13 protein-coding genes are annotated in these 14,824 nt (G+C 73.0%); 3 read left to right on the forward strand and 10 right to left on the reverse strand.

Features of this window, described 5'->3' with window-relative positions:
- The first annotated feature begins 39 nt into the window (after nt 1-39).
- On the forward strand, nt 40-1,059 hold the full coding sequence (locus ACIRQ9_RS17555) for a hypothetical protein (RefSeq protein ID WP_404173436.1): 1,020 nt from the start codon (nt 40-42) through the stop codon (nt 1,057-1,059).
- A gap of 39 nt (nt 1,060-1,098) precedes the next feature.
- On the opposite strand, the gene ACIRQ9_RS17560 is transcribed toward ACIRQ9_RS17555, so the two are convergent.
- From ACIRQ9_RS17560 to ACIRQ9_RS17585, 6 genes are all read right to left on the reverse strand, one after another.
- On the reverse strand, nt 1,099-1,815 hold the full coding sequence (locus ACIRQ9_RS17560; protein WP_404173438.1) for a tetratricopeptide repeat protein: 717 nt from the start codon (nt 1,813-1,815) through the stop codon (nt 1,099-1,101).
- Nucleotides 1,816-1,998: 183 nt separating this feature from the next.
- The gene (locus ACIRQ9_RS17565) at nt 1,999-2,793 is read right to left on the reverse strand and encodes an SGNH/GDSL hydrolase family protein (protein WP_404173441.1); all 795 of its coding nucleotides are present in this window, start codon (nt 2,791-2,793) and stop codon (nt 1,999-2,001) included.
- A 910-nt stretch (nt 2,794-3,703) separates the two neighbouring features.
- Nucleotides 3,704-5,131: a ricin-type beta-trefoil lectin domain protein gene (locus ACIRQ9_RS17570; RefSeq protein WP_404173444.1), complete on the reverse strand. Its 1,428-nt coding sequence runs from the start codon at nt 5,129-5,131 to the stop codon at nt 3,704-3,706.
- Nucleotides 5,132-5,348: 217 nt separating this feature from the next.
- Nucleotides 5,349-7,442, reverse strand: a complete 2,094-nt coding sequence (ligA, locus tag ACIRQ9_RS17575; RefSeq protein ID WP_404173447.1) for an NAD-dependent DNA ligase LigA — start codon at nt 7,440-7,442, stop codon at nt 5,349-5,351.
- A gap of 365 nt (nt 7,443-7,807) precedes the next feature.
- Entirely contained in the window at nt 7,808-8,719 is a 912-nt protein-coding gene (locus tag ACIRQ9_RS17580; RefSeq protein WP_404173450.1) for a GlxA family transcriptional regulator, read from the reverse strand.
- Nucleotides 8,720-8,729: 10 nt separating this feature from the next.
- Complete coding sequence (locus tag ACIRQ9_RS17585; protein WP_404173453.1) at nt 8,730-9,332, reverse strand: isochorismatase family protein; 603 nt, start codon at nt 9,330-9,332, stop codon at nt 8,730-8,732.
- Between the two features lie 372 nt (nt 9,333-9,704).
- On the opposite strand from ACIRQ9_RS17585, the gene ACIRQ9_RS17590 reads away from it, so the two are divergent.
- The gene (locus ACIRQ9_RS17590) at nt 9,705-10,061 is read left to right on the forward strand and encodes a hypothetical protein (protein ID WP_404173456.1); all 357 of its coding nucleotides are present in this window, start codon (nt 9,705-9,707) and stop codon (nt 10,059-10,061) included.
- A 133-nt stretch (nt 10,062-10,194) separates the two neighbouring features.
- On the opposite strand, the gene ACIRQ9_RS17595 is transcribed toward ACIRQ9_RS17590, so the two are convergent.
- Nucleotides 10,195-10,752, reverse strand: a complete 558-nt coding sequence (locus ACIRQ9_RS17595) for a hypothetical protein (protein ID WP_404173458.1) — start codon at nt 10,750-10,752, stop codon at nt 10,195-10,197.
- A gap of 101 nt (nt 10,753-10,853) precedes the next feature.
- Between ACIRQ9_RS17595 and ACIRQ9_RS17600 the strand changes: the two genes are divergently transcribed.
- Nucleotides 10,854-11,543 (forward strand): TetR/AcrR family transcriptional regulator, encoded by a 690-nt coding sequence (locus tag ACIRQ9_RS17600; protein ID WP_404173460.1) that lies wholly within the window; start codon nt 10,854-10,856, stop codon nt 11,541-11,543.
- A 36-nt stretch (nt 11,544-11,579) separates the two neighbouring features.
- Here the strand turns inward: ACIRQ9_RS17600 and ACIRQ9_RS17605 are convergent, their stop codons facing one another.
- The 3 genes from ACIRQ9_RS17605 to ACIRQ9_RS17615 are packed head-to-tail and all read right to left on the reverse strand — an operon-like array spanning nt 11,580 to nt 14,694.
- On the reverse strand, nt 11,580-11,945 hold the full coding sequence (locus tag ACIRQ9_RS17605) for an STAS domain-containing protein (RefSeq protein WP_404173463.1): 366 nt from the start codon (nt 11,943-11,945) through the stop codon (nt 11,580-11,582).
- Entirely contained in the window at nt 11,942-13,039 is a 1,098-nt protein-coding gene (locus ACIRQ9_RS17610; RefSeq protein WP_404173466.1) for a B12-binding domain-containing protein, read from the reverse strand. The genes ACIRQ9_RS17605 and ACIRQ9_RS17610 overlap by 4 nt, the downstream gene beginning before the upstream one ends.
- A complete protein-coding gene (locus ACIRQ9_RS17615; protein WP_404173469.1) occupies nt 13,036-14,694 on the reverse strand; it encodes a PP2C family protein-serine/threonine phosphatase in 1,659 nt (552 codons plus the stop codon). Before ACIRQ9_RS17615 ends, ACIRQ9_RS17610 begins: the two co-directional genes overlap by 4 nt.
- Between the last annotated feature and the right edge of the window lie 130 nt (nt 14,695-14,824).

Raw genomic sequence — 14,824 nt, forward strand, 5'->3', positions numbered from 1 at the left:
GACGCCGGCGGCCGGGTGGACTCCGCTACGGTTCGGGCCGTGGACGCAGACGTGAAGCCGGACGCGGAGTCCGACGAGGACCGCTGGGAGGCGCGGCACCGGGCCGCCTACGGGTGCGGTGCCTGGGAGCGGGCGCGGCGTCAGGGCGGCCTGATGACCGCCTGGCACCGGGAGCAGGATCCTCTTCTCGGCCCGGCGGCTCGGCGATCCGGTGCCTCCGCCGCGGACGCACGGGTGAAGTGGCCGTGGGGCAGCGGCCCGCACACCCTCGGGCTGCTGCTCTGGCGGGCCGCCCACGAGGCCGGGATCCTGGTCGACGAGGTCCTCCTGGCCGACGTCCTGCCCTACTGCGACCCCGCGTCCGCCCCCGCGGCGGCGGCCGCGACGCCCGACGGGGCCCGTGACGGCGGGATCGGGGTCGGCGGCGCCGACGCGGTGGCCGCAGCCAGGCAGGTACTGCTCGCCCACCTCACTCCCGACCGCCCGCGCGCGGTCTTCGCCGACGCGCGGCCCGCCGCGACCGTCGGTTACCGGGTCAGGGAACTCCTGGCGTCACCCGACTGGGAGGCGGGCGACTGGCCCGCGGTGATCGCGTCGGCCCGGCAGGCGATGCGACGGGCGGACGACCTGCGGGAGCGAGGTGCCTGGCGGCCCGGCGCCGGGGAGCGGTCCCTGTACGGACGCCTGTCCCTGGACCGGGAACCGGCCGACGGGACCGGCGCGCCCGAGGACCGCCTCCCGGACTGGCCGGCCCGGGCGACGCACCTGGCCGGCCTCGCCGACGTCCTGTCCGAGGCCGCCGCCGCGCTGCCGGTGGGCGACGGAGGGGCACCGGCACCGGCGGCCCAGGTCCTGGCGGCCACGGCACGCGCCTGCGCCGGACTGCGGTCGGGCTCCGAGGAGACACGGTTCCTGTGGGCGGCAGAGCCGCGCCGGCCCCGGGACCCGGCCGCCTGGGAGGCGGCCCATGTTCCGGACGCCCTGCGGGTCCAGATCGAGGAGACGCGGGACCTGGTGCGGTCGCTCTCCGCCTTCCTGTGGACGCTGGCGTGCGCCTGACCTCTCGTCGCGCCGTGCCGGGGTCCCGGGTCCGCCGTCTCAGATGAAGTCGCCGCGTCCTTCCATCGGGTTGACGGCCTCGCGTCGCTGCCGCGCCGCGCGGGCGGCCCGCGTCGCGGCCTCCTCCCGCAGGTGCGCCTGGCTCTGCAGGGCCATCATCGAGCCCAGCGCGTGCCGGCCGGTCATGGGGTTGTCGATGCACGCCCGGTACAGGACGGCGGCCCGCTCGATGTCCTGGTAGAGGGTCCGGTAGATCTCCGCGGCACGGTACTGGGCATAGGGATGGCCGCACTCGGCCGCCGCCAGGAAGTACTCCAGCGCGTGCTCCGCGGGCGTCCGCGTCAGCGGCAGCAGGCGCTCCAGATACAGCTCGCCCAGGGCCAGCATCGCCTCGGGTTCGCCCAGTCCGGCCGCGGCCCGGTAGTGGTGGGCCGCCTCGTCGAACGACTGCGCAAGCCCGGCCTCGGGACAGCCCTGTTGGTACAGCGTGGCGAGGTAGTAGGCGGCACGCGGCGAACCGGTGCTCCGCCGCAGCAACGGCACCGCGATCGCGTAGTGCCCCTGCGAGTAGGCGATGTGCCCGAGGAGTTCGACGGCGGCCTCGTGACCGGCGCCGGCCGCGGTCTCCAGGAAGTAGGGGGCCGCGGCGCGGTGTGGTGCGCTGTTCCAGCAGTGCAGGCCGATCCGGTAGTGGTCCTCGGCGCTCACCGGCTCGCGGCCGTCCACGGTGAAGTCGGTTCCTTGCCAGTGCGCCACGTCGCGGCCCCCTCGCCCCGGCCCGCCACGGCGGGCGTCCAGGGTCAATTCTGCCTCAGTTCGGCGCGTTCGCCGGGCCGGATCGGCGCGGCGACCGGCCGAGCCGTGGCCTGTCCGCCGGACAGGCAGACGGTCCGCGCGCGGGTGCCCGGGTGACCCGGACGCCCGCGCGCGGTGCGCCGGTCAGCTGTTGGCGTTCAGGACGGGGTAGAAGCCGGAGGCGTGGCCGGTGGCGGTGGGGTGGTACGACTCCCAGCTCGGCGAGATGACGATGGAGTGCAGCCAGTCGTCGCCGGAGCACAGCTCGTGCCCGTTGAACGTGGTGCGGACGTCGCCGAAGACGAAGCCGTGGGCGGCGGCCCGGCCCTGGATGACGCTGTCCAGGACGTCCGAGGCCTCGTCGATCTTGCGGTGCTTGGTGTCGCTGAGTCCGACGCAGAAGACGTTGAGGGTGTACAGGTGCGGGTAACCCAGCACGACCACCTTGGCGTTGGGTGCCTTGGCACGGATCGCGGCGTAGGTGGCGTCGAGACGGGCGGGCAGGGTGTTGCGCGCGTAGGTCTCGGCCTGGTTGACGCGGTTGACGCAGTCGGAGTCCGAGTCCGTGGCGCAGGCCGTCATGACGTCGGCGAAGCCCGCGTCGTTGCCGCCGATGGTGACGGAGACCAGGGTGGTGGCGGAGTTGAGCGGGCCCAGCTGGGAGTTGGTCACGTCGGTGGTGAGCGCGCCGGAGCAGGCCGTGTCCGCGAAGGACGACGGGGCGTGCGCGTTCTTCCAGAGGTAGGGGTAGGAGCTGAGGCTGCGGTGGCAGCTTCCGCTCGCGCTGTCGTAGTTGCCCGCGCCGTTGCCGGCGGAGTACGAGTCGCCGAGCGCGACGTACACCGGGCCGGCGGCCTCGGCGGGAGCGGCCAGGCCCAGGCCGACGAGTACCGCGGCGCCCAGGGCGGCGAGCAGGGACAGCGACTTGGTCGATCTCACGGGACCTCCAGAAGGGGGAATGCCGGTCTGCTGCGGGTGGCGCACGAACGGAGTGTGTGAGTGACGTGGGCATGACATTTCAACCCTCGGGCGACACCCCGCGTTAGCCCCTGGTCGGCCCCGGAGCGGGGTCAGGGAGCGGATGAGCAGGGAGAACCGCCGCGAGGGCGCGATGGGCGCCCCCGGCGGACCGGGTGGGGGCGGTGCGGGTGCCGCGGGGGCGCGGCCGATCGGACGTCAGCGCATGCCGGTGCCGTGCGTGTCCGGTGAGGCGGTCACGGGCCGGGGTGGCGGGAGGGGGAAGGTGCGCTATGCGCCCGGTGCGGGTGCGGGTGCGGGTGCGGGTGCGGGTGCGGGTGCGGTGGCGGGCGGACGCGTCTGCGTCGCGGGCGCTGCCCTCGCGACGGCGGGCCGGGGCCCGGCGGAATGAGGGTGGGGTGCCGGCGGGGAGTCGCCGGAGCCGGCGGTGGTGTGCGGGGCGGGGGCCGTGGGTGCGGCTTCCGTCGTCGGGTCGGACGCTGTGAGGATCGGTCCCGTGCGTCTCGCGGTGCTGGGCTTCTTGATCCGCATGCGTTCCTCCTGTGGGGGGATGCGGGTCAGAGGGGCGAGCGGGTACAGCACGAGCCCGCCGGTGGGCGGCTCGGACGTGCTCCTGACAAGTTCAATCCTGAATTGTCGTCAGTCCAGGGGGTGTCGGCAAGGCATCGGCGGCAGAATTTACGCGCGTAACACCAGGGCTGCCGGGGGCGCGCGTGGACCGCGCTGTCGCGGAGTGCGGGCAGGCTGAGCCGGTCGCGGGACGGACCGCGCGCGCTGCCGCCCGGCGCGTGGAGTGCGCGCCGGGCGGCAGCGGGTGTTCCTCTTGATCGGTCAGCCGGTCAGCCGGTCAGCCGGTCAGGCCGGCAGCCGGTCAGGCCGGCAGGTGGAACTGCTGGTTGGTGCCGCCGGCGCAGGTCCAGATCTGCAGCCGGGCGCCGTTGGCCGTCGACTTGTCGGTGACGTCGAGGCACTTGCCGGACGCGGGGTTCACCAGGGTGTCGCCGGTACCGTGCTGCCAGACCTGGGCGCCGGTGCCGTTGCAGTCGTACAACTGGACCTTCGTGCCGTTGGCCGTGCCGGCGGACGCGAGGTCCATGCACTTGCCCAGGCTGCGGAGGGTGTTGTCGGAACCGACGGTCCACTGCTGGGCGGTGGTGCCGTTGCAGTCATACATCTGAACGGCGGTGCCGTTGGCGCTGTTCGCGGCGGCCACGTCCACGCACTTGCCGCCGAGGCCGGTGATCTGCCCCGTGGAGCCGGTGGGCGGCGGGGTGGTGGTGCCGCCGGTCAGGGTGTTGAAGGTGCTGGAGAACTGCCAGGCGCTCTGCGGGGTGCCGCTGCAGGTGTCCGAGAGCTGGCCGTTGGTGGCGCAGGCCTTGTCGCGGCCGAGCGCCCAGAAGGCGAGTTCCTGGATGCCCTTGGACTTCGCGAAGCCGGTGAGCGTGGTGGCGTTGCCGGTGGTGAAGATCTCGCTGGTGTCGTCGTTGACCCCGATCATCGGGGTGTTGCCCTCCATCGCCCACAGCTGGGCGTCGGACTTCTCCGGCCAGATGCTGCCGAGCTGCGAGCGCAGGGCGGTGGCGGCGTCGGTGGCCGCCTTGCCCATGTCCCGCGTCCCGTCGTAGTAGTCCATCGTCATGATGTTGACGAGGTTGACGTTCAGCCCGTTGCTCTTGGCGTTCGAGAGCAGCTTCGTGCCGTTGCCGTCGAGGCCGTTGGGCATGGACGGCAGCGTGTACTGGACGTCCAGCTTGTGTCCCGCCGCGGCGTAGTCCTGCTGGAGCTGCGCGAGGGCCTTGTTGCGGCGGTCGTTGGCGGCCGTGTCCGCGATCGCGCTGCCCTCGATGTCGAAGTCGACCCGGGTGAGGTTGAGGGTGTCGATCACCTTCTTGTACTGGGCCTTGAGCGTGGCCACGGTGGTACAGGCCTGCGCCTCCTCGATGCCCGAGGCGCCGCCGAAGGAGGCGATGACGTCGCCGCCCGCGCCGCGCAGGGAGTTGATCGCCGACGTCCAGCCGGCGTCGGTGACCGGCGTGTCGCCGTTGAACATGGCGTTGCAGCCGCCGCCGTCGATGACGAAGGCCAGCGTGTAGTACTTCAGGCCGGTGGCGTTGCGGGCGTTGGTCATGGCCGAGGGCGAGTTCCACGTCTCGACGTACGGCGCGGCGTAGTGGGCGGGGAAGCCGGGCCCGGGGTTGGCCGCGGCGCTCGCGGAGCCGCCGGCGGCGACCAGGACGGTGGCGGCCGTCGCGAGGACGGCGGGAACGGCGACGAGGGCTCTGGCAGCGGATCTGATCACAGGACGGCTCCTGTCATGAACGCGGGGCGCGCGAGGTGGGGGTGACGAGACACGTTCGGAACCTGCAGCAGCTGTTCACACAGCTGAACGATGGTTCCTCTGTTGAACCATCGACGGGTGATGACGGTATGGACTAGACCAGCTGCGCGTCAATACCCCGTACGCCGACAGCAGTTCGGCTCGTCGCCCCCTAGGCGCGGACAGCGCTCGCGACGGCTCAGGCCAGGAGCTCCGCGACCAGAGCGCCGAACTCGTCGGGTGTGGCGAGCCGGACGCCGAGCTGCTCGGCCTTGGCCCGCTTGGACCCGGCGTTCTCTCCGGCCACGACGAGCGTGGTCTTCTTGGAGACGCTGGAGGAGGAGCGCCCGCCCGCCCTCTCGATCAGTTCGTTCATCTCGTTGCGGGAGAGCTTCTCCAGGGCTCCGGTCATCGCGCCGGTGACGACCACGGTCATCCCGGCCAGCGGCCCGGCCGCCGTGGTGGGTGCGGGCGTCCCGTCGCCGGCCATGTCGTCGGAGACCGGCGGGAGCGGCGGGACGGCGCCCGGTTCGGTCATGTTGACGCCGGCGGCGGCGAGCTTGTCGATGAGCGGGGCCAGTCCGGCCAGTTCCGTGACGATCGACGGCGCCTTCTCCGTCCCGATGCCGTCGACCTGCCGTATCGCTTCGGCGTCCGCGGCACGGAGGTGGTCCATCGTGGCGAAGTGGCGCGCGATGCGCCGGGACATGGACCGGCCGGTGCCGCGCACACCGAGGGCGCACAGCACCCGCGCCAGCGGCTGTCGCTTGGCCCTCTCGATCGCGGCGAGGAGGTTGTCGGTGCTGGTGGCGCCCATCCGCTCCAGGCCGAGGAGTTGGTCACGGGTGAGGGTGAACAGGTCGGCCAGGTCGGCGACAAGGCCGGCGTCGACGAGCTGGACGACCCGGGTGCGGCCGAGGCCCTCGATGTCGAGCTGGTCGCGTCCCGCCGCGTAGGAGAGCGAGGCGACGAGATGGCAGGTACGGCCCTGCGCGCACCGCCAGCGCTCCTCGCTCCTGTCGATCTCCGATCCACAGCGCGGGCAGACCTCGGGGAACTCGACGGGCCGCTCCTCGCCGGTGCGCAGGTGGGCGACGGGGGCCTGGACACGGGGAATGACGTCACCGGCGCGGTGGACCATGACCTGGTCGCCGAGGCGCAGGTCGCGACGGGTGATGTCGGCCGGGTTGTGCAAGGTGGCGTAGGTGATGGTGGAGCCGTCGATGACCACCGGTTCCAGGACGCCGCGCGGGGCGATGATCCCGGTGCGGCCGACGTTCCACTCCACCGCCAGCAGCCGGGTGATCTTCTCCACGGCCGGAAGCTTGTAGGCGATCGCCCATCTGGGCGCGCGCGATCCGGATCCGGCTGCCTGCCGGTCCGCCGCGAGATCGGCCTTGACGACGATGCCGTCGATCCCGAACGGCAGTCCGGCACGGGCCGCGGCGATCTCCGCCACGCGCGCCAGGACGTCCTCCGCCGTCCCGGCCACGGTGTCAGGGACCGCGGTACCGGCGCTGGTGTGGACGCCGAGGTCGGCGGTCAGACGCATCAGGTCGCCGTGCGCGGACCCGGTCAGCCGCTCGGCCAGCAGCGGGTCGGTGCCGGGCAGGGGCAGCAGCCCGTAGCCGAAGAACGTCATCGGCACCGTGTAGACGCGGTCCCTGGCGCGCAGGGTGCCCGCCGCGGCGTTGCGCGGGTTGGCGAACGGCAGCCCGCCGTGCTGGGTGCGCACCTCGTTGGCGTACTCGAACTGGGCGTCGGTCATGAGGACTTCGCCGCGCACCTCCACGGTGACCGGCTCGGCCAGTCGCTCGGGCAGCCCCTCGACGGTGCCGATCGCGTGCGAGACGTCCTCCCCGGCCGTCCCGTCGCCGCGAGTGACCAGCCGGGTGAGGCGGCCGCCGGTGTAGCGGGCGGCGATCGCGAGGCCGTCCAGCTTCGGGCCGACGTGGAAGCGGGTCACCTCGTGCCCGACACGGCGGGCCAGCGACTCGGTCCAGGCGGTGAACTCCCGCGCGGAGAACACGTTGTCCAGGCTGAGCATCGCCACCGTGTGCGGGACGTCGCCCTCCGCCGCGCCGCCGGCCACCTTTCCGGTGGGGGAGTGCGGCAGCACCTGCCCGGGATGCGCGGCCTCGTACGCGGCGATCGCGCGCACCGTCCGGTCGTAGGCGTCGTCGTCCCAAGACGACGTGCCGCCCGCGTAGTACGCGGCCGCCGCCGCGACGGCGTCCTCGATCGCCCGCGCGTAGGCGGCGGCGTCGACGATCTCTGCTGCAGGTGATGTCATGCCCCGCATCCTGCCGCCCACCACTGACAACGCCTGCGGACGGCGCTCGGCGCGGCCGAACTCCGCGGCCGCGCCCGCTCCTGCGGCGCCGTCGTCGGGGCCGCAGTGACGTGGTTCAGCAGCGGCACGGTGCAAGGGACGCTCCGCCCACCGCGCGCGGCAACCGGCCGCGCCGTGCTTCGCGACCAGGTTCCGGGCGGCGAGCGAGACCTCTCGTCCCCCTCGACCAGCCGGAACCTGGCCGAACCACGGTTCACCGGTTGCCACTTCACCCGTCAGCCGCCCTCAGGGGCCTGTTCCGCGGACATGGTTCCGGACCGCCGCGGCCCACCGGCCGCCGTCCCGGGCCCGAGCACCTCTGCCCGTCACTTCCCGCGCGCTCGCAGGCGGCGCAGCATGCGGGGGTCCTCGAAGCCGACGGCGCGGGCCGCGGCGTCGGTCGTGGCGCCGTGGCCGATGAGGTGCTCGGCGCGTTCGAGCCGGAGGGTCTGCTGATAGCGCAGCGGGGTCAGACCGCCGGTGGCGCGGCTGAACAGACGGGTCAGGGTCCGCTCGCTCACCCCCACCGCCGCGGCCAGGGCGGACAGCGGCAGCGGCTGGTCGAAGCGGGCGTCGAGCAGGTCCTGCGCGTGGTGCACGGTGTCGTCGAGGTGGGACCGGTAGCGGAGCATGGCGCTGGCCTGCGGATCGTGGCCGTTGCGGCGTGCGTAGACCACCATGTCCCGGGCCACCTGCGCCGCGAGGGCGGGGCCGTGCCGGGTGGCGATCAGGTGCAGGGCGAGGTCGATGCCGCTGGCGATGCCGGCGGAGGTGACCACACGGTCGTCGGCGGTGTACAGGACGTCGCGGACGACCGTCGTCCGCGGGTAGCGACGGGCGAGTTCGTCCTGGACGTCGTGGTGGGTGGTGCAGCGGCGGCCGTCGAGCAGACCGGCCCGGCCGAGCGCCTCGGCTCCGGCGCAGACACTGGCGACGGTGCCGCCCGCGGCATGGTGCTCCCGCAGGCGCCGCAGGGAGGCCTCGCCGACGGTGGGGCTGCCCGCGAGGGTGGGTGCCCGCCACCCGGGCACCACGATCAGGTCCTCGGGGCCGAGGGCGGGCCAGTCGAGCCGGGCCACCAGCGGCAGGCCCTGGGCGGTGGGGACCTCCGGCCGCTCGGCGACGTAGCCGAGGGTGTACGGCTGCCCGAAGTCGGCGGCCGTGGAGAAGACCTGGGCCGGACCAGCCAGGTCCAGCAGGTGGAGTCCCGGCAGCAGGAGGAAGACGATGTGGCTCACGATCCGGTCATCATGCCGGAGATCCGGCCGTCGCCTCCAGTTGCTCGACGGTGGCGATGGTGGCGAAGCGCCCGGCGAGGGCGTACTCGGTCCGCCGGATGATCTCCTCGGCGCTCAGGGTGCGGGGATCCGACAGCATGTCGGCGACGCTCAGGTCGGCGGGAGCGTCGCGGTGCGGGATCGGGTTGGTCGCGGTGGCGTCGATGACGAGGGTGACCAGGTAGCCGAGGTCGGAGGCGACACGGGTGGTGGTCTCCACGCACTGCTCGGTGCGGATCCCGCAGACGGTGAGGTCGCGGATGCCGCGCTCGGTCAGGAGTTGCTGCAGGTTGGTGGTGGTGAACGCGTTGTGCGAGGTCTTGTGGATCAGAGGCTCCGTGTCCTCACGGCGCTCCAGCTCGGACATCAGCCGGACATGGCCGAGGGCGGGATCGAAGACGTCCCCGCTGCCGGGCTCCGCGTGCAGCACCCACACCACCAGGTCGCCCGCCCGCCGGGCCAGCCGAACCAGCCGGTCCACCCGGCCGGCGATCTTCGGATCGGAGATGGTCTCCCACAGCGGGCGGGCGCGGAAGGATTCCTGGACGTCGATGACGATCAGTGCTCGGGTCATGCGGCCCAGCCTGACGGACGGGGCGTACGCGGCGACAGGCCTCATCGGGTCCGGAGGCGGACCGATCCGGTCACCGGACGAGGCGGCCGCGTGCCGTGCGTGCTTCCGCCGTGGAGCGTTCACCCCCGGTATCGAGTCCGCGGCGGACCGCGCCGACCGGAATCCGTGATTTCCCCGGTCGGCCGCCGAGGCGGCGTTCGGTCGCGGCTTCACCCGTCTGCCGTCCGAAGGATCGATTTGCCGGCCCTCGCACGAGTGATCCTCCGTATCCGGGCGCCGTTGCGCGGGGGAGGGACCTCGTGGCGGTCACGGCCGCCTCAGGAGTCCCCGGGCTCTCCCGGGAGTCGTCCCTTCGACCGGAACAGGGTTCTCATGCGTCTTCTCCGTAGTGCCGCCGCCGTCGTCGGCGCGCTCGCCCTCGTCGTCACCTTGCCGGCCTCCGCGAGCGCCGCCACGGGTGACTTCTCGTACCAGTTCGTGGGTCTGGACGGCAAGGCCCAGGCGGCGACCGTCCACGACCCGCGGAGCCCCGGCTGCCTCGTGCTGCCCGAGGTCGCGGACCCGGGCTCCTCCGCGCCCGCGTTCGCGCCGCACAACGACACCGACGAATGGGTGGTCGTGTTCACCGGACCGGAGTGCACCGGTGACTCCTGGAGTCTGCGGCCGCACGGCAACCCGGCTTCGGACCGCCTGAAGCTGCGTTCGGTGTTCCTGACCGGCAGTCACTGACCGAAGCGCCTGCTCTCCCGGTGGCGCGTGGCCGGCGGTCCCGGTCGTCGCCACGCCGCCACCGGCCGGGACGGCGCGCGAGCACCGCCGTGGCCGTCCGCGCGCCCGCCCCGCGCTCGACGGCCGGCTCGGGTCAGCCCCTGGAGGCCGCGCGGGACAGGCGGATCGCCGAGACGAGGAAGAAGACCCCGCCGAGTGTCGCGTAGCCGGCCAGGGCGGTCAGGGAGGGGTCGTCCTGTGCCGCGCTCCGGAAGAACGAGGCGCCGGCGAGGACGGAGAGGGAGCCGCTGAGGATCATGGCCCACTGGCCGCCCATGGCGCGGCGCGCGAGGCCCACGAGGAGCTGCACGAGTCCGGATACGACCGCCCAGGCACCCCAGACCCGCAGCACGTCGGCGGCGCCCGAGGTGCCGGCGACCGCGATGCCGACGGCGGCGAGCACGCTGACGGCCATGTTGGCGTACAGGGCCTTCACCGGACCGGCGGCCTGTGCCGACCTCGCGTCCACGACGGCCGCGGCCACGTCGAAGGCCGGGTAGAGGACGAGCAGCAGCTTGGTTCCGACGGTGAGGTGGGAGCCGGACGCCAGCAGGAGCGCGGCCCACACGGCGGCGAAGACGAAACGGGCGAGGTACAGCCGGCGCAGGGCGGGCGCGGCACCGACGGTCTGGGCGGGGGCGGTGGATGCCATGGGGTTCTCCAGTGACGGGATAGAAGAGAGAACGTTCTCTCTTGAGCGCAGCCTGGCACAGCTCGGTCAGGGAAACAAGAGAGAGCGTTCTACCCGCTACCATGGGCGATATGACCACGACGGCAGCAGGCGCAGGCACCGGCAAGCGAGTCTCCGAGGCACGGGCACGGCTCCTCGCGACCGCCGCACGGCTCTTCTACGCGGAGGGCATCCACACGGTGGGCGTCGACCGTCTGGTCGCCGAGGCGAAGGTCACCAACGCCACCTTCTACCGCCACTTCCGCAGCAAGGAGGACCTCGCCGTCGCCTACCTCGACAGCGTCGACCAGGCGATCCGCACGCAGATCGGCTCCCTGACGGCCTCCGAGGTACCGCCCGACGGCATCCTGCGCGGCATCGGCGCCTCCCTGGTCGAGCAGATCGGCTCGCCCGGCTACCGCGGATGCGCCTTCCTCAACGCGGCGGCGGAGTTCCCCGATCCCGGGCATCCGGTACACCGCGCCGTCGTCGAGCATCGCGCGTGGTTCCTGCGGACGATCACCGGTCTGTTCGCCGAGATCACGACGGCGCAGGCCGACCGCGCCGGACGGCACTTCGTCATGCTCCGGGACGGCGCGATGAGCGCCGGCTATCTCGGCGATCCCGTCCTGGCCGGCGAGACCCTGCTGCGCGGCATCGAGGGCCTGCTCCGGGTCCACACCGCGCGCGGTGGCGACGACGAGTCCGGCACCTCCGCACCCGTGCAGCCCTCCCCGGCGGCCACGACGGTTCCCGACGTCCCGTGCCGGTGACGCCCTGACCGGCGCCGTCGGCGAGCGGCCCCGGCGTCAGCCGGAGACCACCGGTCCGGCGGGGGGCGGTGCCGTGAGGAGTTCGAGGGTTCCGGTGATGTCGAGGAGGCGCTCCAGGTTCGCGGGCCGGTCCTGCAGGCGCAGGCACACGTCCGCGGCGGTGGTCCTGCGGTGGATCATCAGCAGGACGGACAGGCCCGTCGAGTCGATGGTGCCGAGTCCCGCGCAGTGGATGTCCAGGTGCCTTACACCGGGCCGGCCGGTGAGCCGGACGGCGACCTCGTCCTGGAGCAGGTACGCGTTCTCGTAGTCGAGGTCTCCGTGGATCTCTATGCGGACCCGGTCCTCGGCGTCGACCGTGGCCAGACGCAGGTGGTCGGACGGCATTGGCATCGTGGTCATGCAGGATTCCCGGCGGCGGTGATGTGGTCGGTCGTGGTGAGGGCTTCGGTGCCCCGCTCAAGGATGCGGGCGGCCCGCGGGAAGTCCTTCAGCTCATGGGCGAGCAGAGCGAGCGCGGGAGGCAGTGACCGCGCGGGCACTCCGCGGGCGACGAGGATCCGGGCCGTCCAGGTGAGGAACGACCGGAACAGCTCTTCGTCGCCGAGATACAGGGCGGTGGCGAGGAACTCCACGATGTGCGCGAGATCCTCGGCGGTGCGTTCGCGCTGCGGCTCGTCGTAGCCGCGCATGGCGGGGAACGCGTCCTCCAGAGCGGTGAAGACGGTCCGCACCAGGGCGGGGGCGCTCCGGGCGACCATCGTGTACTCCTGGTCGGCCAGGTGCGGCAGGTCGTCGACCTGCTGGTGGTCGAAGTGCGGGCGCGGCAGCGGCCCGCGCGCTAGCCGGTCGGCAGCGGCGCGGGCGTCGGGGGCCCAGGCGTCGGCACCGAGCAGGCGGGCGTAGCGTCCGTCGGGGCCGAAGGCGGCGCCGCCGACCAGGACCGGGACCCCGACCGCCTGGCAGGCGGTGATCGCGGCGTGCGCGGTCGGCAGGCGGGTGGCGATCGAGCTGGACAGGGCGACCGCGTCGGCGCCGGTGGCGTGCAGGTGGGAGATGAGGTGCGGGGTGGGCACCTGGGCGCCGAGGTAGTCGATCTGCCAGCCCCGCAGCTTCAGCACCTCCGCCAGGAGCCGGGCGGGCAGCGCGTGCCACTCCCCGTCGACGCACGCCACCGTGACCCGGCCGCGGGAGGGCGTGGTGCGGGCGACGGGGTGGGTCGCGAGCGCGCCGACGGCCCGTTCGTTGATCGCGGTCGCGGCGTGCTCCTGGGCGACGGTGATCCGGTTGGCGGCCCACTCCTCGCCGACGCGTCCCTGTACGGCGGCGACGACGTCCAGCAGCACGCTCTCCGGGTCGACGCCCTCGTCCAGGGCGTGGGTGACGAGTTCGGTGGCGGCGTACTCGTCACCGGCGTGGACGGCGTCCCACAGCCGGCCGGCGAGCGCATCGAGGCCGGTGGTGCCGGGGGAGCAGGGCGGGGTACTGGTGCTCATCCGGTCAATGTGCCCCGGATGTGCCCGTTCACCGCGCTCGGACGACGGGTGCGGGGCGCGGAGATCACGACGACCGCCATGTCGTCGTGCCGGCGGTCGCCCAGCCACTGCGCGGCCAGCATCTGCACGTGCTCCGCGATGCCCTCCGACGGCATGCCCGCGCATCCGGCGAGGGCCTGCTTGAGACGCGCCTCACCGAACAGGGCGTCGCCCATCGGGCCGCCCTTGGCCTCGGTGATCCCGTCGGTGTAGAGCACGCAGGACTCGCCCTCCGCGAGCGTGACCGAGGCGGTGCGGGCGTTGACGTGCGGGACGGCGCCGACCAGGGTGCCGCGCGTGTCCGCCTCCTCCACGGTGCCGTCCCCGCGGATGATCAGCGGGGCCGGATGTCCGCCGCTGGTCACCCTCAGGTCCACGCCGTCCTCCTTGCGGGACACGGAGGCGAGCACCAGGGTGGCGAACCGGGTGTGCTGGGAGTTCAGCAGTGCCGTGTTGAGCAGGTTCAGCATCCGCTGGTGGTCGTCCGCCAGCGGCAGCAGCGCGTGCAGCGTGTTGCGGATCTTGCCGGTGAGGACCGCGGCCTCCAGACCTTTGCCGCATACGTCCCCGAGGGTCACCAGGGACGGCTCGCCGTCCACGGCGGCGGGGTGGACGTCGTAGAAGTCGCCGCCGATCCGCTCCTCGTCCGCGGAGGGACGGTAGCGGCCCGCGAAGTCGACGCCGGAGATCCGGTGCAGGGTCGGCGGCAGCAGCTCCTGCATGAGCACGTCGGTGATGGCCGTCTGCTCGGCGTACAGGCGGGCGGCCGACATCGCGGCGCCGGCGCGGGCGGCGAAGAGCCGGACGAAGACCTCCTCCTCCTCGGTGAAGGCGGCGGTCCGCACCTTGCGCAGCAGGACCAGCGCACCGGCGGGGACGCCGTGACCGGGCAGCGGGGTGATCACGACCGAGCCGACCGCGCCGAACCCCTCCGGGACCATCCATTGCGGGGCCGTGGTCGGATCGATCCACCGGGAGGGGACCGGCGGGAACCCGCGCAGGGCCTCCCCGAGGCCCGGGATGTCGTCCGGGTTGACCCGCTCCTGGCTCTTGGTCGGCTTGCCGCCGCGCAGGCAGGTGACCACCGGCAGTTGCTTGCCGCGCGAGGGCGCGATGGCCAGTGCCGCGTCCGCGAGGCTCTCGGCGGCCATCTGCGCGGTCACGTCCATGCAGCGGCCCAGGTTGAGGGAGGCGAGCAGGGTGTTGGACGCCTTCGCCAGGAACGCCGTCCGCTCCCGTTCCACCCGCAGGGCCTCCCGGGCCAGTCGGTGGTCGGTGTCGTCGACCAGCCACCAGGCCACCGTGCCGTCGTCGTGGACGCTGGGGTGGGCCTCGAAGTGACGGCCGTCGATCGTGCCGGTCAGCGGCTGCGGGGCGTCGAGGTCCGACTCCCTGCGCGGGCCGGGGAACAGCAGCGCGTGATGGGCCGCGGCCAGCCACGGCGGAGCCACGTCGTCCAGGCGGGCTCCCGGCTCGGCCCCGGGCAGGAGCGCGGCGGCGATGTCGTTACGCTGGACCAGCGTGCCCCGCGGGTCGGCGACCAGAACCGGATAGGGTGCACTGCCCCACGGGAAGTCCCTAGCCGGTACGGGGGTCTGCGCTTGCGTGGAAGCCAAATATCGAGGACCCGCTACGCGAATCCCTCACCTCTTCGTCTCGATGGAAACATTGCACTAAGGCAACCATCCATCACTGTGGTGCTTTGTGGCAAGCAGCCACCTCCGTCTCCTCGGGATGCACACAACG

It is taken from the genome of Streptomyces sp. NPDC101237 (assembly GCF_044767465.1).
GTDB lineage: Bacteria > Actinomycetota > Actinomycetes > Streptomycetales > Streptomycetaceae > Streptomyces > Streptomyces gramineus.